24 protein-coding genes and 1 pseudogene are annotated in these 25778 nt (G+C 68.5%); 10 read left to right on the top strand and 15 right to left on the bottom strand.

Features of this window, described 5'->3' with window-relative positions; all coding sequences use genetic code 11:
• Positions 1 to 58: 58 nt before the first annotated feature.
• From MKL11_RS30370 to MKL11_RS30355, 4 genes and pseudogenes are all read left to right on the top strand, one after another.
• Positions 59 to 1114 (top strand): FecCD family ABC transporter permease, encoded by a 1056-nt coding sequence (locus MKL11_RS30370; RefSeq protein WP_243950603.1) that lies wholly within the window; start codon positions 59 to 61, stop codon positions 1112 to 1114.
• Positions 1107 to 1931, top strand: a complete 825-nt coding sequence (locus tag MKL11_RS30365) for a heme ABC transporter ATP-binding protein (RefSeq protein WP_243950601.1) — start codon at positions 1107 to 1109, stop codon at positions 1929 to 1931. Before MKL11_RS30370 ends, MKL11_RS30365 begins: the two co-directional genes overlap by 8 nt.
• A 124-nt stretch (positions 1932 to 2055) precedes the next feature.
• Positions 2056 to 2481 (top strand): annotated as a pseudogene (locus tag MKL11_RS30360) (TonB-dependent receptor domain-containing protein); the annotation flags it as partial.
• Positions 2482 to 2637: 156 nt separating this feature from the next.
• Positions 2638 to 3114, top strand: coding sequence for a BLUF domain-containing protein (locus MKL11_RS30355; protein WP_243950599.1), 477 nt, complete (start codon positions 2638 to 2640; stop codon positions 3112 to 3114).
• Between the two features lie 163 nt (positions 3115 to 3277).
• Here the strand turns inward: MKL11_RS30355 and MKL11_RS30350 are convergent, their stop codons facing one another.
• Both MKL11_RS30350 and MKL11_RS30345 read right to left on the bottom strand, forming a co-directional pair.
• Positions 3278 to 4210 carry a glycosyltransferase family 2 protein gene (locus MKL11_RS30350; RefSeq protein WP_243950596.1) on the bottom strand — a complete coding sequence of 311 codons (933 nt, stop codon included), beginning with the start codon at positions 4208 to 4210 and terminating at the stop codon, positions 3278 to 3280.
• Positions 4211 to 4215: 5 nt separating this feature from the next.
• Positions 4216 to 5247: a glycosyltransferase family 2 protein gene (locus MKL11_RS30345; RefSeq protein WP_243950594.1), complete on the bottom strand. Its 1032-nt coding sequence runs from the start codon at positions 5245 to 5247 to the stop codon at positions 4216 to 4218.
• A gap of 453 nt (positions 5248 to 5700) precedes the next feature.
• Between MKL11_RS30345 and MKL11_RS30340 the strand changes: the two genes are divergently transcribed.
• Positions 5701 to 5922: a DUF6894 family protein gene (locus MKL11_RS30340; protein ID WP_243950591.1), complete on the top strand. Its 222-nt coding sequence runs from the start codon at positions 5701 to 5703 to the stop codon at positions 5920 to 5922.
• Here MKL11_RS30340 and MKL11_RS30335 read toward each other — a convergent pair.
• Positions 5912 to 6658 carry a hypothetical protein gene (locus tag MKL11_RS30335; RefSeq protein ID WP_243950590.1) on the bottom strand — a complete coding sequence of 249 codons (747 nt, stop codon included), beginning with the start codon at positions 6656 to 6658 and terminating at the stop codon, positions 5912 to 5914. The two genes, MKL11_RS30340 and MKL11_RS30335, sit on opposite strands and share 11 nt — an antisense overlap.
• 831 nt (positions 6659 to 7489) lie before the next feature.
• Between MKL11_RS30335 and MKL11_RS30330 the strand changes: the two genes are divergently transcribed.
• Positions 7490 to 8737 carry an acyltransferase family protein gene (locus tag MKL11_RS30330; RefSeq protein ID WP_243950588.1) on the top strand — a complete coding sequence of 416 codons (1248 nt, stop codon included), beginning with the start codon at positions 7490 to 7492 and terminating at the stop codon, positions 8735 to 8737.
• Positions 8738 to 8740: 3 nt separating this feature from the next.
• Here MKL11_RS30330 and MKL11_RS30325 read toward each other — a convergent pair whose 3' ends face one another.
• Both MKL11_RS30325 and MKL11_RS30320 read right to left on the bottom strand, forming a co-directional pair.
• Positions 8741 to 9928: an acyltransferase family protein gene (locus tag MKL11_RS30325; RefSeq protein ID WP_243950586.1), complete on the bottom strand. Its 1188-nt coding sequence runs from the start codon at positions 9926 to 9928 to the stop codon at positions 8741 to 8743.
• Between the two features lie 386 nt (positions 9929 to 10314).
• Positions 10315 to 10467, bottom strand: a complete 153-nt coding sequence (locus MKL11_RS30320; RefSeq protein WP_243950584.1) for a hypothetical protein — start codon at positions 10465 to 10467, stop codon at positions 10315 to 10317.
• Positions 10468 to 10669: 202 nt separating this feature from the next.
• Here MKL11_RS30320 and MKL11_RS30315 point away from each other — a divergent pair, with 202 nt between their 5' ends.
• Positions 10670 to 11407: a sugar transferase gene (locus MKL11_RS30315; protein ID WP_243950582.1), complete on the top strand. Its 738-nt coding sequence runs from the start codon at positions 10670 to 10672 to the stop codon at positions 11405 to 11407.
• A 228-nt stretch (positions 11408 to 11635) separates the two neighbouring features.
• On the opposite strand, the gene MKL11_RS30310 is transcribed toward MKL11_RS30315, so the two are convergent.
• Positions 11636 to 12472, bottom strand: coding sequence for a family 16 glycosylhydrolase (locus MKL11_RS30310; RefSeq protein ID WP_243950580.1), 837 nt, complete (start codon positions 12470 to 12472; stop codon positions 11636 to 11638).
• A 203-nt stretch (positions 12473 to 12675) separates the two neighbouring features.
• Between MKL11_RS30310 and MKL11_RS30305 the strand changes: the two genes are divergently transcribed.
• Positions 12676 to 13701 carry a glycosyltransferase family 2 protein gene (locus tag MKL11_RS30305; protein WP_243950578.1) on the top strand — a complete coding sequence of 342 codons (1026 nt, stop codon included), beginning with the start codon at positions 12676 to 12678 and terminating at the stop codon, positions 13699 to 13701.
• Positions 13702 to 13724: 23 nt separating this feature from the next.
• Here MKL11_RS30305 and MKL11_RS30300 read toward each other — a convergent pair whose 3' ends face one another.
• Together MKL11_RS30300 and MKL11_RS30295 are read right to left on the bottom strand one after the other, a co-directional pair.
• The gene (locus tag MKL11_RS30300; protein ID WP_243950576.1) at positions 13725 to 13970 is read right to left on the bottom strand and encodes a hypothetical protein; all 246 of its coding nucleotides are present in this window, start codon (positions 13968 to 13970) and stop codon (positions 13725 to 13727) included.
• A 237-nt stretch (positions 13971 to 14207) separates the two neighbouring features.
• A complete protein-coding gene (locus tag MKL11_RS30295) occupies positions 14208 to 14513 on the bottom strand; it encodes a hypothetical protein (RefSeq protein WP_243950574.1) in 306 nt (101 codons plus the stop codon).
• 1123 nt (positions 14514 to 15636) lie between these two features.
• On the opposite strand from MKL11_RS30295, the gene MKL11_RS30290 reads away from it, so the two are divergent.
• Complete coding sequence (locus MKL11_RS30290) at positions 15637 to 15987, top strand: hypothetical protein (protein ID WP_243950572.1); 351 nt, start codon at positions 15637 to 15639, stop codon at positions 15985 to 15987.
• 575 nt (positions 15988 to 16562) lie between these two features.
• Here MKL11_RS30290 and MKL11_RS30285 read toward each other — a convergent pair.
• Both MKL11_RS30285 and MKL11_RS30280 read right to left on the bottom strand, forming a co-directional pair.
• The gene (locus MKL11_RS30285) at positions 16563 to 16790 is read right to left on the bottom strand and encodes a hypothetical protein (protein ID WP_243950570.1); all 228 of its coding nucleotides are present in this window, start codon (positions 16788 to 16790) and stop codon (positions 16563 to 16565) included.
• A 70-nt stretch (positions 16791 to 16860) separates the two neighbouring features.
• The gene (locus MKL11_RS30280) at positions 16861 to 17082 is read right to left on the bottom strand and encodes a DUF6894 family protein (protein ID WP_243950568.1); all 222 of its coding nucleotides are present in this window, start codon (positions 17080 to 17082) and stop codon (positions 16861 to 16863) included.
• Positions 17083 to 17427: 345 nt separating this feature from the next.
• Between MKL11_RS30280 and MKL11_RS30275 the strand changes: the two genes are divergently transcribed.
• The gene (locus MKL11_RS30275) at positions 17428 to 18795 is read left to right on the top strand and encodes a UDP-glucose dehydrogenase family protein (protein WP_243950566.1); all 1368 of its coding nucleotides are present in this window, start codon (positions 17428 to 17430) and stop codon (positions 18793 to 18795) included.
• Between the two features lie 110 nt (positions 18796 to 18905).
• On the opposite strand, the gene MKL11_RS30270 is transcribed toward MKL11_RS30275, so the two are convergent.
• From MKL11_RS30270 to MKL11_RS30250, 5 genes are all read right to left on the bottom strand, one after another.
• Positions 18906 to 19733, bottom strand: coding sequence for a LuxR C-terminal-related transcriptional regulator (locus MKL11_RS30270; protein WP_243950564.1), 828 nt, complete (start codon positions 19731 to 19733; stop codon positions 18906 to 18908).
• Between the two features lie 900 nt (positions 19734 to 20633).
• Positions 20634 to 21797, bottom strand: coding sequence for a glucosyl transferase (locus tag MKL11_RS30265; protein WP_243950562.1), 1164 nt, complete (start codon positions 21795 to 21797; stop codon positions 20634 to 20636).
• On the bottom strand, positions 21794 to 22042 hold the full coding sequence (locus MKL11_RS30260; protein ID WP_243950560.1) for a hypothetical protein: 249 nt from the start codon (positions 22040 to 22042) through the stop codon (positions 21794 to 21796). The genes MKL11_RS30265 and MKL11_RS30260 overlap by 4 nt, the downstream gene beginning before the upstream one ends.
• Complete coding sequence (locus MKL11_RS30255) at positions 22039 to 24429, bottom strand: GumC family protein (RefSeq protein WP_243950558.1); 2391 nt, start codon at positions 24427 to 24429, stop codon at positions 22039 to 22041. The genes MKL11_RS30260 and MKL11_RS30255 overlap by 4 nt, the downstream gene beginning before the upstream one ends.
• Before the next feature lie 40 nt (positions 24430 to 24469).
• Entirely contained in the window at positions 24470 to 25705 is a 1236-nt protein-coding gene (locus MKL11_RS30250) for a polysaccharide biosynthesis/export family protein (RefSeq protein WP_243950555.1), read from the bottom strand.
• Positions 25706 to 25778: the final 73 nt, after the last annotated feature.

Raw genomic sequence — 25778 nt, 5'->3', positions numbered from 1 at the left:
CCGTTACTGAAGGAGGGAGGGGGTCGCGTGAGGCGTCCCACACCGTGAGCCGGCCGCTATGCCGCTGAACCACCGCGCCGCCCTGCCGTGGGTGCTGGCGGCGCTCACCCTGCTGATGTTGGCCGTCGCGCTGCTCTCGGTGAGCCTCGGGGCGATCCGCATCCCGCCGGAGCGGGTCTTGGCGGTGCTCACCGGAAGCTCGGGCGATCCGGCGCTCGCCCGGGACGCCCTGGTGGTCCTCAACATCCGGCTGCCCCGGACCCTGCTGGGCCTGATGATCGGCGCCGGGCTGGCGGTCTCGGGGGCGCTGATGCAGGGGCTGTTCCGCAATCCTCTGGCCGATCCGGCGCTCGTCGGGGTCTCGTCGGGGGCGGGATTCGCCGCCGCGTGCATCATCGTGCTGGGCGACCGGCTGCTCGCCTATGCCGGCCTGCCGGGGCCGCTGCCCTACCTAGTCCTGCCGGCCGGCGCCTTCCTGGGGGGACTGGGCGCAACTCTGATCCTCTACGGATTGGCGACGCGCTCCGGCCGGACCGCGGTGGCCACGATGCTGCTCGCCGGCATCGCCCTGGGGGCGCTGAGCGGCGCGCTCACCGGCCTGCTGACCTATGCCAGCGACGACCGGCAATTGCGCGACCTCACCTTCTGGTCGCTGGGCAGCCTCGGCGGCGCCACCTGGGGCAAGGTCGCGGCCTCGGCGCCGCTGATCCTGCCGGTGCTGGTCGCGGTGCCGTTCCTCGGCCGCGGCCTCAACGCCCTGGTGCTGGGGGAGGCCGAGGCGTTCCATCTCGGCATCCCGGTGGAGCGCCTGAAGCGCGCCTGCATCCTCCTGGTCGCCGTCGCGGTCGGTGCGAGCGTGGCCGGCGCCGGGGTGATCGGCTTCGTCGGCCTGGTGGTGCCGCACGTCTTGCGGCTGGCGATCGGCCCGGAGCATCGCCTGCTGCTGCCGGCCTCGGCGCTGCTCGGCGGCGCGTTCCTGGTGCTGGCCGACGTCGTCGCCCGGCTGGTCGCGGCGCCGGCCGAGCTCCCGATCGGGATCGTCACCGCGCTCGTCGGCGCGCCGGTGTTCCTGTGGCTGCTGCTCGGTCGGGTGCGGGTCGCCACCGATGCCTGAGCCGGCCCTGCTCTCCGCCCGCGACCTCACCGTCACGGTGGCCGGGCGCGACCTCGTGCGCGCCGTGTCCCTCGATGTGGCGGCCGGCTCCCTGCAGGTGATCGTCGGCCCGAACGGCGCCGGCAAGTCGACCCTGCTGCGCCTGCTCTGCGGCGAACTGCGCCCGACGCGCGGGCGGGTCGCCTACGGGGGCGAGGCGGTGGGCACGATCCCGGCCTGGCGGCTCGCCGGGATGCGGGCGGTGCTGCCGCAGGCCGCACGCCTCGCCTTCCCGTTCGCCGCCGCCGACGTGGCCCGGATCGGCCTCGACGGCATCGGCCGGGGCCTCAAGGCCCGGGACCGCGACGCGATCCTGGCCCGCGCCCTCGACCGGGCCGACGTGGCCCATCTCGCGGCCCGGGCCTACCCGACGCTGTCCGGCGGCGAGCAGGCGCGGGTGCAGTTCGCCCGGGTGCTCTGCCAGATGGAGGCCGGGCGCACGGTGTCCGCCCGGCAGGTGCTGTTCCTCGACGAGCCGACCGCGAGCCTCGACCTGAATCACCAGGGGGCGCTCCTCGACGCCGCCGCGGCTCTCGCGGCCTCCGGCGTCGCCGTGGTGGCGATCCTGCACGATCTCAACCTCGCGGCCGCCTATGCCGACACCCTGCTGGTCCTCGACGCCGGCCGGCTGGTCGCCGCCGGCCGCCCCGCGGAGGTGCTGCGGGACGCGCTGATCGCCCGGGTGTTCGGGGTGCGCTGGCCGGTCGGAAAAATCCCCGGCCCCGATCAGCCGTTCATCCTGCCGCACCGGAATGTTGCCAATTCGCAACAAAGTTGATCCCCGATCGCGCCATTTGGAAGTGGTGTGAGGTGCGGCAGGGGTACATTCGAAGCATTGCAGCCTGACGGTTAACCAGGACAGTTGCGTTGAACTGTCGCGACCGGACTAGTACCGCAATCTCGCCCGGGCCGACCTCTCCGGCGTCGAGCTGGAGGGCGCCTACGATTGGGGCCGGGGCTTCGTGACGCTCGCCGCCACCCACACCGAGGGCCGCGACCGGGCCACCCGCGAGAGCCTGCTCTCGGTGCCGCCGGACCGGATCAGCACGACGCTGGGCTTCCGGTTCTTCGGCGACCGCCTGGAACTCGGCATACGGCTGAACCTCGTGGATGCGCGGACCGGCCTGCCCAGCGCCGCGAAGAACCGCGAGACGAAGGCCTACGGGCTGGTGGATCTCTTCGCGTCCTACGATCTCAACGACCGCGTGAAGGCCGACTTCATCGTCCAGAACGCCTTCGACAAGCGCGACCGGCAATATCTCGACGCCCTCGCGAGCCCGGGCCTGGTTGCCAAGGCGGCGCTCGGCATCAAGTTCGCGACGCGGTAGCGGGTGGCCGACATCGCAGGCTCGGTGCCGCACCTTCGGTGTCCGCGCGACAGCCCGGGAGACCAGGTCCGATTCCAAATCAGGTCCGTTGCGCTATCCTGCCGCTCACGCACCGGGCGGAACGGCCTGCCCGGCATGAACAGAGCGAGTCCACCCATGTTCGACGAATATGGCATTCCACGTGGCGCTGAGTTGGACGAAGCCGCGCTGCCCGCGCTCTATCATTATGTCTACTGCAGCCGTGCCGCCGACGGCGTCGACGACGCCGAGGTCGGCCGCATCGTCGGGTCGGCCCAGCGCCACAATCTCGCGCGCGGCATCACCGGGATTCTGGTTTTCGGCAGCGGCGTCTTCTTTCAGTGGATCGAGGGGCCGGCCTCGCAGATACAGGAGCTGATCGCGAGCCTGCATGGCGATTCGCGCCATTACGATATCGTTTCGCTGAGCCAGAGCGAGGAAGAGCGCGAGCGTCTCTATCCGAACTGGGACATGGAAAAAGTCGAAGCCGAGGACATCCGCCTGGTACTCCAGGATGCGCTCGAAAGCGCCGAGGACAAGAACAACGTTGCGGCACTGACGCGGATTCTCAAGCAACTCGATTCGGGACCTCTGGATTCGCTTGGCCGAAGCTGATCGAGCCAGTGACTGGCAGCCTCGATCCGAGTTCACGACGAGGTCGGGCCGCAAGCAGCCTCGCGCGATCGCGCCCAGGCGTCTGATGTCGACCACTCGACCCGGCACTCTCGGGGCTCCGCCCCGAACCCCGGCAAAAGGCTGATCCCTTTGGAAACCCAGCCTACCGGTGCCGGGACGGGTGGTATTCCCGGTAGCTCAGGCCGAGCACCGCGGCGAGCAGGCCGGCGCCGCGGCAGAGGGTGTAGAAGCCGCCGATCAGGGTCGCGGGCCGGAGCGACAGCCCGGCGATCCCGAGACGCGCCAGGCCGCCGCCGAGGCGCGCCAGACCCCGGGCGGCGTTTGAGAGCCGTCCGCTCACCGTCTCCGGCCGGAGGCGGCCGAGATAGGCCTCGACGCTGCCGCTGCGGTACCAGCGGGCCAGCAGCCAGCGCACCCGCATCCGGTGCGCCGGGATGCTGTCGTACACGATCGCGTCGGGCGCCCAGGCGATCCTGTGCCCGGCGCGCAGGAGGGCGTGGAAGAAGAACGTGTCCTCGCCGCCCATGGTGTTGAAGCGCATGTCGAAGGACAGGCCGAGCGCCGTGACCACCCGCAGGTCCACGAGGGCGTTGGCCGTGTAGGCGTCCGTCACCAGGCCGTCGCGGACCGGCAGGGTTTTCGCGAAGAACCCGCCGGCCGTGGCCCAGGCCGGGGGGACCCGGTCGAACAGCGGCACCACCGGGCCGACGCAGGCCGCGGCCCCGGTCCGCTGCGCGGTGTCGAGGAGGCTGCGCAGCCAGTCCCGGTCCGGGACCTCGTCGTCGTCGATCAGGGCGAGCCAGTCGGCCCCGAGCGCGGCGGCCGCAGTGAGGCTGCGGTTGCGCACCGCCGCCAGGCCCCGGACCGGCTCCCGGGCGTAGGTGATCGGGAAGCGGCCCTCATTCCGGTAGGCCTCGACCACCGGGATGGCCGCATCGCTGCGGCCGTTGTCGACGACCAGGATCCGCAGGGCGGAATCAGCGAGGCCGCCGAGGCTCTGTTGGTCGATGGCCCTGAGCAGCAGCGCCAGCCCCGCCGGGCGCTCGCAGGTGCAGATGCAGAGGCACAGGCGCATGCGGTTCACCCCTGTCCGACGGGAAGCGCGGCCGGCATCGCGGGACGGAGGCGTCTGCCGAGGCGCTTGCCCGCCGCCTCCATCAGCGAACCAGTCAGGAACCGCCAAGCCCTGGGCCGGGCGAGCGCCAGCCCGGCACTTCGAAGCCAGCGGCCTGCTTGTGCGGTGTCGATCACCCGGGCGATGATCTGCGCGGTGGCGAGGCTGTCGCGATAGGCGTGGGCAGCCTGCCGGATCTCGGCGGATCGCTCGCGCTGCGCGACCCAGGCCGCGAAGGCCGTGTCGAGCCGCCGGATATCGGCCAGATGCAGCCGGTGGGACAGCGAGGCCGGGCCCCGCCGGTAACCGTAGCCGGCATAGGAACTGACGATGAAGCGGGCGCCTTCGGCGAGGGCGCCCAGGCAGAACAGAAAGTCCTCGCCGATCCGGACTTCCGCATCGTAGCGGAGACCGTGTCGCCGGACGAACTCGGCCCGCAGCATCGGCTTGAGATAGCCGAGCTTCACCCCCGGGGTGAGCATCCGGTTGCAGGCGAGGTACTGCGCGAGATCGACCGTGAACAGGTAGGGCTCCCGGCCGCGATCCAGCATGCCGGCGCCGTGCGGATCGAAGCTGCCGGTGAAGGGAATCGGATTGTCGGCGATGAGGTCGGCATCGGTGGCGGCGGCGAGATCCAGGAGCGTCCGGCTCCGGTCCGGGACGATCAGGTCGTCCGCGTCGAGGATCGCCAGCCAGCGGCCCCGCGCCGCTGCCAGGGCGGCATTCCGGGCGGCCGACGGCCCGCGTGGCGTGCCGGTCTGCCCCCCGTCGAGGGGGATCCGGTGGATGCGCGGGTCCTCGGCCGCCAGCCGCGCCAGCACGGCTCCGGTCCCGTCCGTCGACCCGTCGTCGACCACCAGGATCTCGACCGCGACGCCGGCCTGATCGAGGGCCGAGCGGATCGCCGTCTCGATCCACGGGGCGGCATTGTGGGCGGCCATGAGGAACGAGACGTCCACGGACACATTCCGCGCATCGGCCACGATCTGATTCGCCATCACCCGTCCTGCCTGTTGCCCCCGGCGCATTCCCGCGGGCGGTCTCCCCGGCCTCGGCCCAGCATGCCGCGAAGCGAATCCGGCGCACGACGCTCAAAGGGCGTAGGGCGGGGCGTAGGGCGGGGCGTAGGGCCACCGTCGCAGTGCGGGAGATGGTCTTGGAGGGCCGAGGCCCGGAGCCGGGACGGATTGTTTTCATCGGACCGAACCGGCGAAGGTTTACGGACCGGCCCTGCCGGATCGGCGGCGGTACCGAATTTCGCCCTGCGCCATCATCGAAAGGGCAATGATCGATACCAATATTGGAATATTCCATGAAATTTCAGGCATTATTGCCACGCGCTGGGAAAAATCAGCTTTGATATTTGTTAAACTTTATGTCTCCAGATGATTGCTGCCGGGCATAGCCAGGAACGGACGGCCCTCCGAGGGCATCAATCACGGGAGAGCTCGGTGCCCATCCGGTTCTATTTCGATGTCGAGAACAGCAGGGAGACGATCCGCGACCACGAGGGCGTGGAGGCTACGGATCTGGCCGAGGCGCTGGCCGAGGCGCGCAGCGTGATCCAGGAGATGGCCGACGAGGTCTGCGCCGGCGATCCCGGCACAGCGTGGACGCTGGTGGTGCGGGACGCGTCCGGCACCGTCCTGGTGCGGTTGCCGATCAGGCGATAGGCAGCTTCAGTCGCTTGAGCGCTTCGGGCCCGGTCCTCCGGGCGAACGCGTCCGCCCAGATGACGAGAACGGCATCGTTGCCGAAATAGACGGGCGCAATGCGCAGGCCGGGGTTATCGGTTTTGAACGCTTCGAGATAGCCGGGGTCGCAGTCGGTTCGCCGGACTGTTCCGATATAGTCGTTCTTATCGTTGTACATGTCGTAATATCCGGACACGATCTTGGCCGCCGGAGCGTCAATCGCACGCACGATCCTGGCGCTCTTGTTTATGAACAGTGCATTCGCCATCGAATTGGGGTCGTCGTAGTCGCGCGGAATGGCCCTGGACAAGGCTTCGAAGAAAGCCAGCTCCGTGAGGTGGATTTCGGGGCGCCAGACCCAGCGGGTCGCCCCCATCCCCTTGATGACCTCCGTCTCGTGTGCCGGCGTGTCCGCCGTCGTCTTGGCGAAGGCCTCGTCCGTGAGCAACGCGCTCTCGTCGATGCCCCCGAGCAGGTAGATGTTGCTCCTGTGCTGGGGGATCTTGTGGGCCAGCGACAGGATCGCATCGCTCGCCTGCGTCGACAGGGTCAGGGAGGAGCGTGGATCCAGCACCTGAATCGCCGTCGCGGCCGGCGACGACACCGGATCGGTCTCCCTGTCCTCCTGCGCGGAGCGGGGCTTCAGGGACGCGTCGACCTGCAGCAGCATCAGCGTGGTGGCTTGATGGGACGTTACAGACCCTATGGGGTTCATCGCTCCGCCTCCGAACCGTTGCGCTCCGGCGCCTAGAGCCGCTCCCGGACACGCTGCGACGGGGAACGGCTCTAAGTCCTTGATGTAACGCGCTCGCTTGCGCCGAACCGGTATCCACCTCGGCGGCGAGCGCTCTAAACCGCGCCCTTGGCGTCGTGAAAGACCTGCCGGCGGCCATCGAAAAATTTCATCGGCCCACCGCCGGCCCGCAGCACGGTCGAGGACGCCCGAGCGAGGACGCCCAAGTCTCGGAGCCCGCGCGACGGTTCGATCCCGCTCGCAATCCGATGCCCTCGTCGCTGGCCGAAGATAGAGTCGCGAGCATCGCTGCCGCGACCCAGTGCGGCCTGTCGAGATGCGATCGGGGAAGGAGGCGCGTCAAAGTCGCGTTCAGGATCGTCATGATCCAGGCCGAACCGGCGCGCGGCTCCATACCTCGCTGGCACCTAGACAAACCGAGAAGGTTTTTCGAGTCAAGGAAAAGATGTGTCTGGCGGAAAAACTTGAGTTTGTCCTCGCCATTGTCCGCGGAATCTTTGATTTTTCTGAGCCGTGCGGCGCATCATGTGTCCCCTCCGGACGTGTATTTTCTATTCAGGCGCGCAGGCCGGGTCACCCGGCTATCGGTGGCCGCCCCGATGGGAGCCCGGGCGCCTGCGGGTCGCCGTGAGTCGCGGCGTCGCGGATCTGGGTGAAACTCCGACCCGCTACGCCGTTCGGCGGAGGCTGGCTCCCACCTTTTGCGTGCCCACGGCCGCCTCTCACCTTGGGCGAACCGGTGGCATGGGTCGGGGGCGCGCGTCATGCCGCGCGTCCGTGCGAGGCCCGCTCATGCATCATCCGATGGCCCGTCGCGGGAGTCCGGCCGGGACGATCGGCGGCGCGCTCGCGGCCGGCGGCGGCTACGGCGCCGGCTTCGACACCCTGCGCCTCTTGCTCGCGCTGCTGGTCATGGTGTTCCACGCCGGCGCCACGGTCGGCAGCACGCTCTGGACCGGCACGCTCGCACCGCTGACCGGCAGCCTCGTGCCGCTGTTCTTCGGCGTCAGCGGTTTTCTGGTCGCCGGCAGCGCGTCGCGGCTCCCGGCCGGGCCGTTCCTGGTCAACCGGGCCCTGCGGATCCTCCCCGGCCTCACCGCCGTGAGCCTGGTCACGGCCCTCGTCATCGGCCCGATCTTCTCCGCCTTCGACCCGGCGGCCTATTTCGCGCAGCCGGCGGTCTGGCAGTATGGCGCGAACAGCATCGGCCTGTTCCGCGCGCAGCTGCCCGGCGTCTTCACCCAGAACGGGCAGCCCGGCATCGTCAACGCCGCCCTCTGGACCCTCGCCTACGAGCTCGCCTGCTACGGCCTGACGGCGATCTTGATCACCCTCGGGCTCCTCCGGCGCCCGAGGGCGCTGCTGGCGCTGGCCGTCGCGCTGGCCGTCACCCCCGCCCTGCTGGAGGCCCTTGGGCTGCTGCCCCTGTTCGAGCGGAACGGGCTGTTCCGCCTGGTCTTCCTCGGCCGCGGCACGATCCTGTTCGCCACCTTCCTGTGCGGCTGCCTGCTCTATGTCTGGCGGCACGCCGTGCCCCTGGATGGCCGGCTGTTCGCGGCGGCGCTGGCGGGGAGCGGCCTCGTCCATTGGCTGGGCCCGGACCGGTGGCATCTCGTCGATCCGGCCCTGTCGGGGCTGTGCCTGGCCTACATCGCCGTCGCGATCGGCGTCACGGATTTCGGCGGCAGGCTCGGGCCGTACAAGGTCGATTACTCATACGGCCTGTATCTCTATCACTGCCCCATGCTCAATGCCGTGTATTTCTTGTTCCCGCAGATCGAATCGACGGCACCGCTGGTCCTGCTGGCCATCGGCCCGACGATCCTCGCCGCTGCCGCGTCATGGCACGGCATCGAGCGCCCGAGCCTGCGCGCCCGCAGGCGACTCGGCCGGATCGCTGCGGCCCTGGTCTCGGCCGTCTCGCGGAGAGGAACGGGATCCCAAAGGGTTCGCCCTTTGGCAGGGTTCGGGACAGCGTCCCGAGGCTCGCAGGGATCCGCCCTGCACCCGCAAAAGGTCGAAGACCTTTTGAATCTATGACGGTTACAGCGGATGGATCAGCGCGGGGCGCCGAGCCGCCCGCGCCGGCGCCCGCAGGATCCGCCGGGCGGGGGATTCGAGCAGCCGCCACGAGGCTTCCGCCAGCAGCAGGGTCAGCGACAGGTCCAGCGCCAGGGTGACGGAGCGCGGCGCGGCGAGGTGGAGCCCGAGAGCCGCCAGCACCTGCTCCGCGTGGAGCGGCACGTGGAACAGGTAGGCGCCGTAGCTGATCACGCCGATCCGGCGCAGCCAGGCGCTGTCCAGGAGCGCCACCGCGCGGCTTCCCGGGGATTGGCCGATCTGCAGCAGCAGCAGCGCCGCCAGGATCCCGCTGAGCCGCCCGAAGAGCACCCACCGGCCGGTCTCCCCGGCCAGGAGCGGCAGGGCCACGAACAGGGCGAGCGCGCCGGCCATCGCGGCGTCGCACCTGAGCCGGCCCGGCAGGGGCGTCGTGCGCAATCCGGCCAGCCCGCCGAGGGCGATCAGACCGAGATTGGTCAGGGTGTCGACGTCGAAGCTCACGAGCCAGGCGCCGGCCCACCACAGGGCGGCGTGCATCAGCACGCTGGCGCCGATGAGCACGCCGTACAGCGTCCCGAGATGGCGCCGCGGCAGGACCAGGGCCGCCGGTGCGAACAGCAGGTAGAATTGCTGCTCGACCGCGAGGCTCCAGAGGTGCCCGAGTTCCGTTCCCCAGCCGTTTCGCTCGACGTAAAAATTCGTGCCGTACAGCCAGGTCGAAAGCTTGAACGCGTCGTCGCCGAGGTTCAGCGGGCGGCCCAGCGGCGTCGCGTAGAGCACGAGCAGGAACACGTAATAGACCGGCACGATACGGGCGAATCGGTTCCGGTAGAACACCCGCAGGCTGTCCATCGGGCTCGCCATGCCGGCCTCGATGCGGGTGCGGGCCGCCGCGAGGATGCGCACGATCAGGAATCCGCTCAGCACGAAGAACAGCCAGACCCCGGCGCTGCCCAGCGCCTCGGTGCGCGGGTTCGGCACCTTGTGGCTGACGAAGACCATCAGGAACGCCACGGCCCGCAGGCCGTCGAACCCGAGGATGCGGCGCTCCTCAGCCTCGGCCCGGACATCGGATCCGGGCCGAGGCTGTCGGTCTTCGACCCCGCATCGGCTTTTCCCAAGAGCCGGCAGCCCGCTTTCGGGACGACGCGCCAGCTCTTTGATTCGCATCGTCGTTTTTCCGAAAGCCAGAGGCCGCCTGTCGGGACGATGCTCTGCCGGGCTCATGCACGCCTCGTCCGATTCGGTCCCGCTGTCTAGGCCGGCCCGGCGCGGGACCGGCCTACCTCGATCGGCGTAGGCGAGGCTCCCCGGACATCTGCCGCATTGCTGTATTCGAAATTGATTCCTTCGTGTTTAGGGTTGTTTAATAATATCAAACTGGGGTAGGATCGCGATGGCCCGTCCGATTCCGGGTGGAACACTGATGTGAACGGTCTTCGCTCACATATGCCGGTTTACGGAAGATGCGATATCTTGCGTCAATCCCTGCCGCAGGCAGCCTGGAGGCGTCTCTGCACGCTACGCGCCCGCCCGGTCCGGCCGATTCGAGACGTTCACCGGCGCATCCCGAGCAGGACGACCAATCCCACGGCGCATGCGGCCCCGGCCTGGGCCGCCAGCAAGGCGGCCAGCCAGCCCTGCAGCAGGCCCAATGCGAAGCCGATCGCGCCCCCGATCAGAGCGGCGAAGACCAGTAGGACCAGCAATTACTTACCTCCACTGGTGATTCGGCCGTCGCGTCGTTTCTGTATCCCGCATGTTTGCAACTGTGCCAACATCTCCAGACATTCGCGTGATAAATATTCGCTCGATCCGGACGGTTGCCTGTCCGGCCACACGGAGTCCCGGGTTTTCATCACGTCTCGCATTGTCGCATCCGCCTTTCGCACCGAGTGAGGAGCCGCCGCCATGCTGCGTCCGGTTGGGACCCCCACCTCCATCACCCCGTCGTCGCCGCACCATATGGTCGAGACGATCAACGAAGCGTTGGTCAAGACATTGCCGACCGCGTCCCCCGCGCGAATCGGGCTCCGGCTCGGCTGGACGACGAAGCGGGCGATCGATACCGCGGTGGCGTTGACGGCCCTGTGTCTGTTGCTGCCGCTGCTGCTGCTCATCGCCGTGCTGATCTGGGCCAGCGACGGGCGGGCGCCGATCTTCCGGCACGTGCGGCTCGGCCGGCACGGGCGCCCCTTCGGGTGCCTGAAGTTCCGGTCCATGATCGTGAATGGCGATGCGGTCCTGGCCGCGCATCTCGCGGCGCATCCGGACGCCCGGGCCGAATGGGCGGCGACGCACAAGCTGACCCGGGATCCCCGGGTGACGACGCTCGGCCAGGTGCTGCGCAAGACTTCGCTCGACGAGCTGCCGCAGCTGTGGAACGTGCTGCGCGGCGAGATGAGCCTGGTCGGGCCGCGCCCGATCGTGCAGGGCGAGGTCGCCCGCTACGGGACGGCGTTCGCGGCCTGCTTCTCGGTCCCGCCGGGGCTGACCGGCCTGTGGCAGGTCTCGGGGCGCTCCGACACCACCTATGCCGAGCGGGTGGCGCTGGACCTGGACTATGCCAGCTGCTGGAGCCTGCGCCGGGACATCGCGATCATGCTGCGGACGGTGCCGGCGGTCCTGCGCCAGCGCGGCAGCCGCTGACGGCGCGGCCGTCGTCAGGCCGGATCGTCGTTCTCCAGGGGCGCCACGAGGCACAGGCGCCAGAATTCCACAAAGCCGACTGCATACAGCGCGACGAGAAGGCTGAAACCGGACATCGTAGGGCCCCGCGGTGACCGCGGGACCCACCCTGCCGGGGCAATGGTTAACGAGTCGTTACCATCGCCGCCCGTCGCGGCGACGCAGGACGAGGCGTCCGGCCGATCCGCCCTACCGGCAGACGATCGAGCCCTTGAAGCCGCAGGGATCGCCCAGCTTTGTGAAGGCGACGCGCTCGAAGGTGGCGGTGATCGGCCGGCCCGGGTAGCTGGCCGGGCCGAGCCAGGAGACGAAGTCCGCGCCCTGGCCCATCCAGATGCTGAGCATGATCTTGCCGGGATGCGACGGGATCGGCTTGTCGGGCAGGGCTCGCACCTCGCGCAGCACCCGTCCGTTGACCGACCAGCGGAGGCGGTCGGGCAGCCATTCCAGCGCGTAATCGGCCATGGTGGTCGAGGCGTCGAAGCCGAGGCTCTCGATGGTCTCGTGCTGGCCGGTGCCGCCGGTGAAGTAGTTGAGCTGGACGCCCTTCGTGTCCTTGCCCAGGAATTCGAAGTCGATCTCGTCGTTCGTCCGGCGGTCGCCGTCCTCCGGGCCGTTATAGGTGAAGAACGCCGAGACCAGGCCGGAAGCCGCGCCCGCCCGCATCCGGACCTCGTAGGTGCCGTAGCCGTAGCGCTCCTTGGTCTGGATCTCGGCGCAGGTGAAGGCGCGGTCCTTGTAGGGGCTGTCGGACAGGGTGAGGGTCAGCTCCCCGGAGGCCGGGATCTGAACGCGCTGGCGCGACCACGTGCAGCGCTGGTGGTCGCCGTTGACCCAGCCGTCGGACACGTACCAGCGCCGGTCGCCGAGGCTGGTGAAGGTCTCCACGAAGGAGGCGCCGCCCCGGAAGGCCGGCGCGCTGCCGGCGGTCGGGGCGGAATCGTCCCCGGCCGCGGCCGGCAGGGCCGGCAGCAGCAGGGCCGTCGCCAGGCAGGCGCGGCGGATCGGGCGGCGCGGTCTCGTCATGGTCACATCCTCGCCTGAAGCCAATTCGGGGGCTCCGGCGGGAGTATCGGCGCGATCGGCCGGCGGCGCCGTGATCTTTCGGACGAGCGGATCCGGCGCCCGAACCCTCCTTTTGGACGATCTCGCGTCCCGCGCGCGGGATGCCTAGCGTGCGGGATGGCCGTCCCGTCCCGGGCCGGCCGGAGGCGTTTCGGAGTCGTCCGGTGGCGAGCGTGCAGGCCCAGAGCGACGGAGCGGATGTCTGCGTCATCATCGCGGCGCGCAACGCCGAGGCCACCATCGCGACCGCGGTCGCCTCGGCGCTGCGCCAGCCGGAGGTCGCGGAGGTGATCGTCGTCGACGACGCGTCCACGGACCGGACCAGCGCGGCCGCCGAGGCCGCCGGCGACGGTTCGGGCCGGCTGAAGCTGCTGCGGCTGACGCGCAATGCCGGGCCGGCGGCCGCGCGCAACGCCGCCCTGGCGGTCGCGACCGCGCGGCTGGTCTGCGTCCTCGACGCCGACGATTACTTTCTGGACGGGCGCCTGGGCCGGCTCCTGGCCGCGCCCCGGAGCTGGGACCTGATCGCCGACGACATCGTCCTGGTCCGTGGCGACGCCGCGTCCGCCGCCGCCGGCCTGGTGACCGGGCCCGGCCGGCCGCAGCGGCTCTCGCTGGAGGCCTTCGTCTCCGGCAACATCGGGCGCGCGGGCGAGCATCGGCGGGAGCTCGGGTTTCTGAAACCGATCATGCGGCGCTCGTTCCTGCAGCGCCACGGCCTGCGCTACGACGAGCGGCTGCGGCTGGGGGAGGATTACGCCCTCTACGTCGAGGCCCTGGCGGCGGGCGGCGTGTTCGCCGTGACGGCGCCCTGCGGCTACGTGGCGATCGAGCGCGCGGACTCGCTGAGCGCGCAGCATCGGACCGAGGACCTCGCGGCGATCCTGGCGTTCGACGTCGCGATGCTCGCCCGTTCGGACCTGGCGCCGGGCGCCCGCAAGGCCCTGCGGGCCCATCGCGACGCGACGATGCGGAAATGGCAGCATCGGCGCGTCCTCGACCGCCGGCGCTCGCACGGCTACGCGGCGGCCCTGCGCGAGCTTCTCCACGCCCCCCGAGCCTGGCGGCACATCGCCTCCGAGACCCTGGACGCCAAGCTGGCGCGGATCGTCCCGAACCGCGTGCCGGAGGGGGATACGGCGGCGCGTCTCCTGCTCGGGCCGGGGCCGCTTCTGGGACCGGCGCGCTGAGATCGCGCCGTCGGCCGGATGCGTCAGTGATCGCGCACGCCGTCCCGCATCCGGACCGCGGAGACGTCGCTCTGGACGTCGTCGAGCGCGCAGCGCACCCGTTCCAGCGCGGCGCTGAACAGTTCGGCGGTGTGCGGATCGCCGGCCTGCGGGGCTTGCGCATCCCGGAAGCTGTCCAGCAGATACGGCATCATCTTCCCATGGAGCGCCAAGTAGGCGCCGGGGCTCGACAGTTCATAGACGACGGCAAGGGCATGATAGGCGCGCACCAAAACCTCGAGTGCAACATCCGCACTGCGTGAGATCCGGTCGCAATCATCGCTGCTATCCATCGTGCCGATAAACTAGTTTCCGCCCGTTGTCGGGGCCTAACATGCCTTATCAACACTGTCGACGCTTCGAGTCCTGGCAATTGTCGCCGTCGAAGCGGGGCGCGAGATTTATCGTGGGCTCATGGCTCAACGGCAACAGTCGGGTCTTCGGCGGCGTTAGTCCACGTCACGATCTCAGCCCTGCATGTATCGGCTCGGTCGGATCATGGTGGCGATCTTGTTTTCGACCTCGGCGAGGACGCTGTTCACAAGGTGGGCCGCACCTTCGACCGTCCCGGGGACAAGAGTTCCCCGGCCGCTGGTCTCCTGGATGATGCGGAAATTGTCCTCGACGAACGCCCGGATCTTCTGCTGGATGCCCTCGAACTCGCCCGGATGCGCGGTCTCGTAGAGGAGTGCGAGAGCGAGATAGGCGCGGCCGACCATATCGAGCGCCAGACTTGCGCTTAGTTCGCTGGTCTCACTGTCTGTGGGGGACACGGCGGACGAATTCCCTGTCAAGCTCTATGTTGAAAATCTATCAGTCTGTTCGATCGTGAACAATCAATAAAAATACTTTTCCTAGTGATTTTTATTGAATTTCCACGTGTTTGGCGCTCGACGCCAGGGTGGATATTGATTCGGCAGCCGCGGCGACGCGTGACCAGCCTTCCCTGAGCACGGTGCCCCCCTCGATCGACCCGGCGGTGAAGCACGCATCTTTGTCCCAAGGTTTCTTCATGTGCTGCGATGAATCATCGATAAATTCTGGCCCATGTCGAACAACTCATCCGGAGGTGGCATATTGACGGTGATTAAATTTGCAAAAGGCGAATCGAAGTTCAGCTGCTGGGGCAGATTGGTTCCGAACTAAACTTCGTGTCAAGTCTAAGGATAGGATTTATCGAAGTCTTTAAAAACGATTTTGCTCAAAACGGAGTGATTGAATGTCAAATTTTGCTATCGTATACATAATAATTTGCCGATAATATGCCTGTCTAACGTCTTATCATCGCGCTCGTGAGTATCGAAACAATTCGTTATACTTCCCGCGCCCTGAGCAAGATCGCCGAGCGAAATCTCGATCTGGTGGATTGTCGCGGTGCGGGATCGAAAGCGTTCGCGGAAGTTCGCCAGGATTCTCAGACCGCTTCGATCGCTTCCTCGCCACCGTGCGGGCGGTCTGACGGAGCGGGGTGGTGTCGGTGCCCCAACGAGCAGGTGGATGGCCCAGCGCAGCGCTTCCAGTAGTGGACGGCGAGGCGGAAGTTCAGGCTCGAAACGCATCGCCCGAAGGGGCGTGATTAACTGGCCGGAACTGTTTTCGTAGGACGAAAACGATGTAGTAGGGGTCCAGGCAGCTTCGATTATCGGAGCGCCGTCCGTGGTTCGGGTTACGGCCTTGGAGAAGCGCCACCTTCCCCTCGGCCTGCATTTCGTCGATACGGGAATCATGCTTCCCGTGCCAATTGCCGTAGAAAAGAAAAAGCTTGGTCGGCCTCGAGGGGAGCGCTACTCGATCCCCCTCCCGATGCGCTTGAACCAAGGCCAGTCGGCGGCCCTGGACGCATGGCGTCTTGCGCAACCGGACCGGCCCTCTCGTTCGCAAGCGGTGCGCGAGTGATTGTCTACGCGCTTACAGGATTCGGGCACCGACCCCGCGATCCAGGGGGGCGAACTGACGACGCTCAATCGGCCAGCCGAAACTGCCCCTCTTACTGTCGAGCAAGAGCATCGTATCAATATTTTGATGTTGAACGGTGCGCTTAGAAATTTGGTTGCGCAGATTGCGTTTGCGGACAAAAATGCCAAGGAAGCGACCGAATACGGGAAGCCTTTTAAACGATCGTGGGAGGATTTCATCCGAGATGGTCAGGCCAATGACGATCGTTTCGGTGAGCGCCTAGTTAGTGAAACGCACTGCTTCAACAGCTTGTTGTTTGATGGCATCTCTTTCAAGGGCGGCCGACTGTGAACGAAGAAGAAAAGGAAATTCGGAAATGAGCGGCGCATTGGGGTAACGGCATGGTCATTGGGGCATTCACAACCGGTGTGGTTACGCCGCTGGTCGGCTACAAATTCGGCCTCATCCAGTCATCGCCGGATGGCGACATCTGGAGCAACAGCGCCATCTGGTTCGTCGCCAGCGTGTGTGCCCATCGAGCGGTGTATGTCACGCTCCTGGGGTAGGGTGAATCATGACCCTCGGACCCTACGTCGATTACGTGCTCCCCGTTCTGGTGGTTGTCACCGCCTTTGCGGCTGCCGGGGCGAGCCAGCTTGCTCGCAAGGCCCGGGCGGCGCGACGTCGGTCCCGTGCTCATCCGACCTTTGACAATAGGGGGCTTCTGCCACGCCGCCACGTTTGACTGCGTCCGCGGCGCTATAGCCGGTACTCGCTCCCTGCGTAGGGCGTGATCCAATCCGGATCGATAGTTTCTGCATTGCGGATGACGAGCCGCAGGCAGTCCGAAGCTTGATATGTGCAGGAGAAGGCGCGCTCGCGCCGGGAGCCCGCGCCTCGGCCCGGACGAGCCCGGCTGTCCCCGATCAGAAGATACGCGCCAGGCCGACCCGGTCCGGCGCGAAGCCCTGCACCGCTCGGAGCTTGAGCGCCGCGATCCGGTTGTGCCGCGCCATCGTGCGGAGCGCCTCGGCGGTCTCGGGATCGCCGCCGCAGGCCAGGGATTGGGCCGCGCGCGCCATCTCGGTGGCCGTGGCATCCGCCAGCGCCGCGGCGCGCAGATCCCGGGTGGACGAGGAGGTCGGTCTGGCCATGGCTGCCCCTGGTTGAAGACCGCTCCGATCCTCCGAGCGAATGGTTAACGACTGGTAAAGACCGCCCCGATCACTTCCGGATCGGCAGGCGTCCGACGAGCCATCCGGCTTCGTCGCGCACCAGCAGCGTCCAGGGCGGTCCCGCAGGCTCCTCGGCGATCTCGTCGGCCATCTCGGCGATGACGCTGCGCGCCTCGAACAGCGCCTCCGCGAGGTCGGCGGCCTCGACGCCTGTCGTGTCGTGAAGCGTGATCTCCGCGTTCGCCAACTCGAAGTAGAAACGCGCGGCCAAATCGACTCTCCCCAGCCAAAGTCCCCCAGAGCGTTTGGCCCGACGATCCTGCCCGCCTAAACCCCACGACATCCAGCCCTAAAAGGAGCGACAAGGACTTAGCTTTTAGGCTGGTTGCTCTCGCGCGGGATCCCGGAACATCGCAGGATCCGCGGGGGCTAAGCCAAGCGAGGTAGCGCGGACGGTCTTCCGGGCGTCCGGGCGGGCCGGCCGGACCGCGACCGCGCCCTACCCCGTCTCGCCGACCGCCCCTACGCCTTAGTCATGAGGTGCCCCGCCGACGGCCTCGCCGTAGAGCAGGACATCCAGGCGTTCGCGGTGCGACGAGGCAAGGACAGGGCAGGCATGAACATCACGATGGTCGGGTCGGGCTATGTCGGGCTGGTCTCCGGGGCGTGCCTCGCCGATTTCGGCCACCAGGTCGTGTGCGTCGACAGCAATCGCGACCGGATCGACGCGCTGAATGCCGGGCAGATCCCGATCTTCGAGCCCGAACTCGGCGTGCTGGTGGCCGAGAACGTCCGCCAGGGCCGGCTGTCCTTCGTCGCCGACCTGGGGCGGGCGGTCGCGGAGGCCGACGCGGTGTTCATCGCGGTGGGCACCCCGTCCCGCCGGGGCGACGGCTTCGCCGACCTGTCCTACGTCTATCAGGCGGCCCGCGGCATCGCCCGGGCGCTGACCCGCTTCACCGTGGTGGTGACCAAGTCGACCGTGCCGGTGGGCACCGGCGACGAGGTCGAGCGCATCATCCGCGAGCTCCGGCCGGATGCCGATTTCGCCGTGGTGTCGAACCCGGAATTCTTGCGCGAGGGCGCGGCGATCTCGGACTTCAAGCGCCCGGACCGGATCGTGGTCGGCACCGAGGATCCCCGCGCGGAGGCGGTGATGCGCGAGGTCTACCGGCCGCTCTACCTCAACCAGGCGCCGATCCTGGTCACGTCGCGGCGCACCGCGGAGCTGACCAAGTACGCCGCCAACGCGTTCCTGGCCGCCAAGATCACCTTCATCAACGAGATCGCGGATCTCTGCGAGCAGGTCGGCGCCGACGTCCAGCAGGTCGCCCGCGGCATGGGGCTCGACAACCGGATCGGCGGCAAGTTCCTGCACGCTGGGCCGGGCTACGGCGGCTCGTGCTTCCCCAAGGACACCCTGGCCCTGGTCAAGACCGCTCAGGATGCCGGCACGCCGCTGCGGCTGGTCGAGACCGTGGTGGCGGTCAACGACCAGCGCAAACGCGGCATGGCCCGCAAGGTGATCCGGGCCTGCGGCGGGGTGCGCGGCAAGACGATCGCGGTGCTCGGCCTGACCTTCAAGCCGAACACCGACGACATGCGCGACGCGCCATCGCTCGCGATCGTCACCGGCCTGCAGGATGCCGGCGCGCAGGTCCGCGCCTACGACCCGGAGGGGATGGAGCAGGCCGGGCCGCTCCTGCCCGGGGTCGCGCTCGCGCAGGATCCCTATGCCTGTGCGGAGGGCGCGGACGCCCTGGTGATCGTCACCGAGTGGAACGCGTTCCGGGCCCTCGACCTGGCGCGGCTGCGCGCGACGATGCGGATTCCGATCCTGGTGGATCTGCGCAACGTCTACCGGCCCGAGGAGGCCCGGCTGCACGGCTTCGCCTACAGCAGCGTCGGCCGCCCCGCGGAGCCGGCCGAGCCCCAGGCCGCGCCCGCGCCGTCGCAGGACCGGTTGCTCCTGTCCGTCGGGTGAGCCGGCCGCCCCGGTCTCCGGATCGGCGCGGTCCGCGCAAACAAAGAGCCGTGCCGGATCGCGGCGCGATCGGGCACGGCTCTGTGTCGTCCGGATGTGTCAGGCGGCGATCAGGCCGCCGGGGCCTTCACGCTGGCGAGGCTCGAATCCTCGCGCAGAAAGTACTTGTTGGTCAGGTACGCGACCTCGGTGCGGTTCTTCGCCTTCAACTTCTTCATGATGTTGCGGACGTGAACCTTCACCGTGCTCTCGCACATGTTCAGTTCGTAGGCGATGATCTTGTTGGGCGTGCCCTTGCGCAGCGCCCGTGCGACGCAGAGCTGGCGGGGGGAGAAGATCTCGTCCTCGCTGGCCTCGACCGGCTCCTCGACCTTGATGCTGGCGAGAAGCGGGAACAGGCATTCCGCCGGGATATAGACGCCGCCCGCCTGGACGAGCTGGAGCGCCTGCAGCGCGATGTCCACGGAGGTCGTGGTCGGGATGTAGCCTTTGACCCCGAGCTTGATGGTCCGCACGATCTGGTCGAGGTTCTCCCCGTCGGAGATGACCGCAACCGGCGGGGCATCGACCTCACCCTGCAGCAGCGCCAGCTCCCGGGTGATCTCGGCCCACTCGGTCTCCGAGAGGTTGCCGTCCGGCCGGCACAGCACGACCACGTTGGCGGCCGCGAACGGGGTCTGGCGCTTCCAGGACTCGATGTCCGGGAAGACCTCGAACACCGTATCCTTGTCGGCTTCCCGGAGGGACGCCGCCAGGCAGCGACCGACGAGCTGTCGCCGATCGATGATCACGATGCGGTTCGTGCGGGCCAGGGTCGGGTCCCGCCGCTCGATGACGGCCGGACCGTCACCGCCCTGCACCCCCGAGACGCCGTGACGGCTCTGAAGAGTGTCCCGCTCAACGATGACGCGCTCGTCTCGAGTACCAAGACTGGCCATAAGAAGTTACCTCCTTTCGCAGGAAGCCCATTGTCGGACGGAGACTTGGGGGCCCAATGAACGCGCCATCGGCGTGACACTGGCGGATTACGGTCGACCCGGCGCCTTATTGGTTGGCTCTCGATGACCGTGGATATAATGCTAACTTTCGTAAAATCGGCTGTAAATACCCAATTCGTCCCTATTTGATTAAATTTCTACGCAGGTTAATTCAGTCACGAACTACGTACGTAGCGGGGCGCGCGGTGGCACGAAGCGTCGCTGCTAGATCTTGCCGGGCATTCGCGAGGTCTTCTTGCGTGTGTGATTGTTCATCGGGGCATTGCGCCGGTATCTCGGCCGTCGGATCGAGGTTTTGGCGAGCGGTAATATCAAACCCGTCGCCCCGGTGTTTTCAGCGGCGCGAGCGACCGTTTCGAGAGCCGAATTCAGTCATGAAAATCCATATCGGCCGCTCTATTTTGCCAGTTCAAGTCCGCGTCTGAGGCACGCGCCGGGCTTATACGATTTGCCGTCCGAAAATCAATTTTCGCCGATCGTGTGGCCTATAGGGACCGATTTTGTACGCGAGTCGACACTGTCGCGCGTTGCAGCGGCCCCGGTGGGGCGAATCGCCGGCGAATCAGGAGACTGGGACGCTCGCGCCGGGCGTGTCGAGGGAAGGTGATTCGCCGCCCGGCGGATCCACGGGGCTTCAGGCTCGCGGCCGCTCGGCCGCCCCCGCGCCATCGTCATCGCGAGCGACCCGAGGGTGCTTCGCTTGCGCTCGCGATGACGGGTAAGGCCGCTGGAGCGCTCGCCGCCGAAGCGGATACCGGTTCGGCGGCAGCGAGCGCATCGATCAAGGACCTGGAACCATGCCCGATCCCAACGCGATCGGGCATGGTTCCAGCCGGCCGATCACGCCACCCGCGCCAGCAGGTCCCGCATGCCGTGGTCGTCGACGAATTTCGAGATCGCGCAGGCGAGGAGGCCGCTCTGCATCTCGGCATAGGTCGCGCCGTCGAGCGTGCGCAGGAACGCGATGACCGCCTCCTCCAGCGGCTCCGGGAACGCCCAGCCGACTCCCTCGGCCTCGGCGTAGCGGCCGGTGGCGGTTCCGGCCCGCGCCAGGGTCAGCGCCCCGCACAGGCCGCCCTCGTAGAGCCGGTTCGGCAGCAGCCAATCCGAATTCAGGCCGTCATCCAGGTAATCGACCGCCCAGCTGAAGTGGACGCCGCCATAGATGTCGGGCAGCTCACCGGGATTGGCGTAGGGGCCGCGGAACGTCATGTTCGGATGCCGGCCCAGGGTCGCGGCGAAATCCTGCGGGTCGATATCCTCCTCCGAGAGCCGTCCGGCGATCACGATCCGCACCGAATTGCCGAGCGCCCGCGCCACCGCCGCGAGGATGGTCAGGCTCCGGCGGCAGCGCAGCGTGCCGAACCAGCCGATCACCCAGGGCGGTCCCGCGACGCGGCCGCGGTCCAGCCGGTGCGCCACCTCGGCGAGGCGGTGGGCCATGACCTTGTTCTCGAGGAGATGCCACGGGCCCGAAAAACCCTGGACCGGCGCGAAATAGCGGGTCACGAAGTCCGGCGCGCTGACGACCAGGAGCGCGCTGCGGCCCAGGATCCAGCGCTCGACCGCGCGGGCGATCCGCCCGACCTTGTCCGGGCGCACCATCAGCCGCTGGATGTCGAGCACCTCGTAGACCAGCGGCGCGCGGCTGCCCGCCAGCCGGGCCGAAGCCCAGGCCACCAGCGCCATGTCGAGGTTGCGGACATAGACCACGTCCGCGGTGCGCAGGTCGCGCCACCGCCTGAGCGCCCGGACGATCCCGAGCGCGAGCAGCGGCAGCCGCCGTCCGTAATGCCGGTCCACGGTCTGCCCGAGGGGGACAAGGTCGCCGGCGATGGCGGGTTCGGCGAGGCCGACCCGCGCCCGCACGAACATGTATTCGACCACCGACCAGCCGGAGTCCCGGATGGCGCCGACCCGCTTCCGGATCGTCGGCTCGATCCGGTCATGGCCGAAGAAGGCGACCCGGCCGAGCACGGCGGTTTCGGGCTGGGTCTGGGTCATGGGGTGTGGCACCCGGCAGCAGCCATCCCACCAAACCCCCTGATCGTGAGAGATGCGAGGCTGTCGGTCGGTTGCCCCTCGAACGGCGCCGAGATGAACGTCGTAGCCCGCACGAGCGACGGGGCCTGCGGCGGCTTCTGGAACCCTCCTTCGAGGCTGCTGCGCAGCACCTCAGGATGAGGGGGATGGGTGGGATCCGGGATCGATTGAACCGGCGCGCGCTCCGCCTGGCGAAACACCGTCACGCGGAGGCTCCCGAATCCGTGACGTCGGCGGCGGGCCGGCGCCGCCAGGCGCGGCCGGCCGGGGCGGCTGCGGCGGTGGCCCTCTGGACCAGGGCGTTCACGATCGTGCCGCGCCGGACCGCCGGTGCGGTGTTGGTCTTGTTGAGCACGACGCCCAGCACGGTGCAGCCGGCGGCTTCGAGATCCTGGACGGAAGCGACCACGTCGTCGATGTTGGTCTTGCCCGCCTCGGCCACGAGGATCACCCCGTCCAGCATGTCGAGGAGCGGCCGGAGCGTCGGGAGCTCGTCCGCCGGGGGCAGGTCCACCACGATGCGGTCGAGATGGGTGCGCTCGTCCCGGACCAGGCCGGCGATGCCCTCCGGGGTCATCAGGTCGCTGAAATGCGGGTCGCCCGGGAGGAGGCTGCCGCAGGTGAGCAGGCGGACATCCCCGAGCGGGTGCCGGACCGCCTCCGCGGTGCCGCAGCGGCCGGCGAGCACGTCGAGCAGCCCGGGCTGGTCGGCGGCCTGGCTGAGCTGCGACAGGGTCGCCTGCCGCACGTCGGCGTCGATCAGCAGGATCCGGCTGGCCGAGGCCGAGCGCGACCGCCCCAGGAGCTGAGCGAAGTTGCTCGCGAAGGTGGTCTTGCCGGTGCCGGCCCCGACCGAGGTCACCCCGATGGCGAAGACCGGGCCGCGGCGGTCGTTGCCGAGCAGATGCGTCTTCAGGCTGTGCAGGCGCTCGACGAACATCGATCGCGGCATGAACCGCACGACGCTCGCCTTGAACGCCTCGACGCTCGCCGGCCGCAGGGTCTCGTCGGCATGGCCCTGCGCCAGCGCCAGGGCGGCCCGGTAGCCCGGCTCGCGGCGCAGCTCGGGCAGCGCGGCCAGGCAGGACAGGCCCTGGCCGGTGAGCTGCCCGGGCGCCCGCAGGGTCCGGTCGAACCAGTGCCGCGCGAAGGCGCCGCTGACCCCGAGCCCGGTCCCGACCAGCATCCCGAGCATCACGATCAGGCCGCTGCGCGGCGCGCTCGGGCGCTCCGGAACGCTCGCCGGGGTGATCACGTGCGCGGAGGGCTGCGGGTAGGATTGCTGGTTGACCGCGTCGATGTAGCGGCTGAGCAGGTTCGTGTAGATCTGGTCGTAGGTCTCGGCCGCCCGGTCGAGTTCCTTGGCCTTCACGCGGGCATTGCTGGTCACCAGCGTCTTCGAGATCAATTCGTCGAAGGCCGCCGACATGCTGGTCTCGCGCGCCTTGGCGACCTCGTAATCGCGGTCCAGCGAGGCGGCGAGGCGCTCCAGCTCGGCGCGCAGGGACTGGTGGGCCGCCTGCACGTCCTTCCGGATCGCCACCACCGCGTCGTGGTCCGGGCCGAGGCGGCGCTTCAGGTCGTCGGCGCGCTGTACCAGATCGACATACTGCTTGCGCAGCTGGATGATCACCGTGTCCTTGAAGGCCTCGGTGATGCCGGGATCGGCGATGTCGGAGGCGAGCAGCATGCGGATCTGGTCGCGGGTGGCGCGGGCGTCCACGGTCTTGGACCGGGCGGAGGCGACCGCGGTGTTGAGCTCCTCGAGCTGCTGCTCGCCCACCAGGCCGCGCTTGCCGAGATCGATGATCGCGTGCTCGGCCTTGTAGGTCTGGGCCTCCCGGGAGGCTTCGCTGGCGCGCTGCTGGAGTTCCTTCAGGCGCGGCAGGATCCAGTCGCCGGCGACCTTCCAGATCTGCGACCGGTTCTCCAGCTGCGTGGCGACGTAGGCGTCCGCCACCGCGTTCGCGACGGCGGCGGCGGCCGTGGGATTGTCGAGGCTGTAGCCGACCTCGATGACGTAGGCCGCGCCGATGCGGGAGGCTTCCAGGTTCTCCCGGACGGTGCCGGCCTGGCGCTCCTCCGGGCTCTCCGGGCTGGCCGTCTTCGGGGCCGGGGAGAGGCCGATGAGTTTGCCGACGAACAGCTTGACCGCGCCGATGGTCTCGCGGACCTTCGCGACCAGCGGATGCGGCGGCACCGACAGCTCCTGCGCCGGCGGCAGGTCGAGCCGGCGCACGGCAGCCAGGGCGATCTTCTCGGAGCGGATATACTCGACCTGGCTCTCGACCTCGGCGATCTCCAGGGGGGACGCGCCCCCCGGGGTGTCGCGGGCCGTCACCGGGCTCGGGCGGCTCTCGATGTAGACCCGCGCCTTGGCGGTGTAGATCGACGGGGCGGTGGCGACGTAGATGATCGCCGTGATCAGCCCGACTCCGCCGAGCGCCAGGATCGACCGCCAGTTCCGCCGCATGATCGTCAGGATCGCGACCTGATCGTCGGGATCGGGCGACCGCGGCCCGTCCCGCCACGATCGTGCCGGGCCGACGGGATCGGCCCGCAGGAAGGACGCGCTGGTCGAGTGTCTGTTCATGGCTCTTCCCTCACGCGGCGGAAGCACGATTCTGGCGACGTCAGTTCTGGCCGGTGCCGTCGCCGATCCCCCGCAGGGCGGGGTCCGGCTTGAGCACGACCTCCACGACGTCGCCCGGCTGAAGCTCGGCATCCTCGGCCGCGTCGATCGTGCTCGGGGCGGACTTGTTGGATCGGAAGACGGCGATCGACGCCCGCACGCGGTTGCCGGACAGGAGCTGGGTCCGCAGGGCGCCGGTATAGACCAGCTTGTCGTTGATGCTGTTCAGGCGCGAGCGGAGCGCGGTCAGGTTGTCTTCCGAGACCTGCAGCTTCTCCATGGCGTCGAGCGCCTGCTGGTCGTCGACCCGTTCGAGCTTTCGGGTCAGCTCGCCCTTGTCCCGCTCCAGCTGCGCCACCTGGACGGTGGTCTGGAGCGCCCGGGTCGAGGACAGCAGCACCGCCCGGCGGGCGTCGGTCAGGCGCGTCGTGACCACGGCGCCGCGCTGGAACAAGGCGCGCACCGCGTCGTACTCGTCGGCATCGGCGGTGACGCCTTCCTTCTCCTTGGCCTGCTGCTCGGTCAGGCTGACCAGCTGGCCCTGGGCGCGGACGAGGGCGCGCTGCAGATGATCCTTCTCCTTGCCGATGTCGGCCATCTGCACGCGCAGCTGCTGCTCGGCGAGCTTCTGCGCGACCGTGGCCCGGGATGGCGGCACGTTCGGGGGCGCCTCCGTGCCGGCCGGCGCCCCCTTGTCGGCGCGGGCCGCCGCGACGACCGCCTTGAGCCGCCAGACATTGGCGCTCTCCCGGGCGATGCTCGCCCAGACCGCATCGTACTCGGCGCGCAGGTTGGCGCTCTCGACCACCGGGTTCTCCATCCGGAAGCGCAGGAGGTTGTAGCCGCCGGCCAAAGCCACCGCCTGCCGGACGGTCATGCCCGGGTGGAACGGGTGCTCGCCCTGCTTGGTCACGTCGCCGCTCAGGTAGACCGGCTGATATTTCGCGATCCGCACCCCGATCTCGTCGGGCTCGATCACGGCGATCGATTCCTTGCCCTCGGCGCTGCGCTGCCGCACCGCCTTGGCCGGCAGCGCCTTCTGCAGGGTCTTGCGCAGCTCCGACACGGTCTGCCCGGCGGCCGGCACGTCGCCGAGCAGCGGCACCATGACGGTGCCGTCGACCCCGACCATCGCCTCTTGCTTGAATCCGGGAATGCTGAGCGCCGTCACCTCGAGGGTGTCGCCCGGCGAGATCCGGTATTCGGCGAAAGCCGGATTTGCGAAGGCAAACAGCATCGCCGCGCTCCCCGCGAAGGCTCTTCGCAGCGAAGCGCCGTTCCGGTCGGTTTTACCCGCGAAGAAATCGGAA

It is taken from the genome of Methylobacterium sp. J-077, from assembly GCF_022829365.1.
Taxonomy (GTDB): domain Bacteria; phylum Pseudomonadota; class Alphaproteobacteria; order Rhizobiales; family Beijerinckiaceae; genus Methylobacterium.
Note: the sequence above shows the minus strand (reverse complement) of the source record. Positions and strands in the feature narration are given on the sequence as shown.

What these genes read in the sequence shown, in the direction of transcription:
- MKL11_RS30370 (WP_243950603.1), top strand. Translation starts at nt 59, where the DNA reads ATGCCGCTGAACCACCGCGCCGCCCTGCCGTGGGTGCTGGCGGCGCTC.
- MKL11_RS30365 (WP_243950601.1), top strand. Translation starts at nt 1,107, where the DNA reads ATGCCTGAGCCGGCCCTGCTCTCCGCCCGCGACCTCACCGTCACGGTG.
- MKL11_RS30355 (WP_243950599.1), top strand. Translation starts at nt 2,638, where the DNA reads ATGTTCGACGAATATGGCATTCCACGTGGCGCTGAGTTGGACGAAGCC.
- MKL11_RS30350 (WP_243950596.1), bottom strand. Translation starts at nt 4,210, where the DNA reads ATGCGCCTGTGCCTCTGCATCTGCACCTGCGAGCGCCCGGCGGGGCTG.
- MKL11_RS30345 (WP_243950594.1), bottom strand. Translation starts at nt 5,247, where the DNA reads ATGGCGAATCAGATCGTGGCCGATGCGCGGAATGTGTCCGTGGACGTC.
- MKL11_RS30335 (WP_243950590.1), bottom strand. Translation starts at nt 6,658, where the DNA reads ATGAACCCCATAGGGTCTGTAACGTCCCATCAAGCCACCACGCTGATG.
- MKL11_RS30330 (WP_243950588.1), top strand. Translation starts at nt 7,490, where the DNA reads ATGCATCATCCGATGGCCCGTCGCGGGAGTCCGGCCGGGACGATCGGC.
- MKL11_RS30325 (WP_243950586.1), bottom strand. Translation starts at nt 9,928, where the DNA reads ATGCGAATCAAAGAGCTGGCGCGTCGTCCCGAAAGCGGGCTGCCGGCT.
- MKL11_RS30315 (WP_243950582.1), top strand. Translation starts at nt 10,670, where the DNA reads ATGCTGCGTCCGGTTGGGACCCCCACCTCCATCACCCCGTCGTCGCCG.
- MKL11_RS30310 (WP_243950580.1), bottom strand. Translation starts at nt 12,472, where the DNA reads ATGACGAGACCGCGCCGCCCGATCCGCCGCGCCTGCCTGGCGACGGCC.
- MKL11_RS30285 (WP_243950570.1), bottom strand. Translation starts at nt 16,790, where the DNA reads ATGGCCAGACCGACCTCCTCGTCCACCCGGGATCTGCGCGCCGCGGCG.
- MKL11_RS30275 (WP_243950566.1), top strand. Translation starts at nt 17,428, where the DNA reads ATGAACATCACGATGGTCGGGTCGGGCTATGTCGGGCTGGTCTCCGGG.
- MKL11_RS30270 (WP_243950564.1), bottom strand. Translation starts at nt 19,733, where the DNA reads ATGGCCAGTCTTGGTACTCGAGACGAGCGCGTCATCGTTGAGCGGGAC.
- MKL11_RS30265 (WP_243950562.1), bottom strand. Translation starts at nt 21,797, where the DNA reads ATGACCCAGACCCAGCCCGAAACCGCCGTGCTCGGCCGGGTCGCCTTC.
- MKL11_RS30255 (WP_243950558.1), bottom strand. Translation starts at nt 24,429, where the DNA reads ATGAACAGACACTCGACCAGCGCGTCCTTCCTGCGGGCCGATCCCGTC.
- MKL11_RS30250 (WP_243950555.1), bottom strand. Translation starts at nt 25,705, where the DNA reads ATGCTGTTTGCCTTCGCAAATCCGGCTTTCGCCGAATACCGGATCTCG.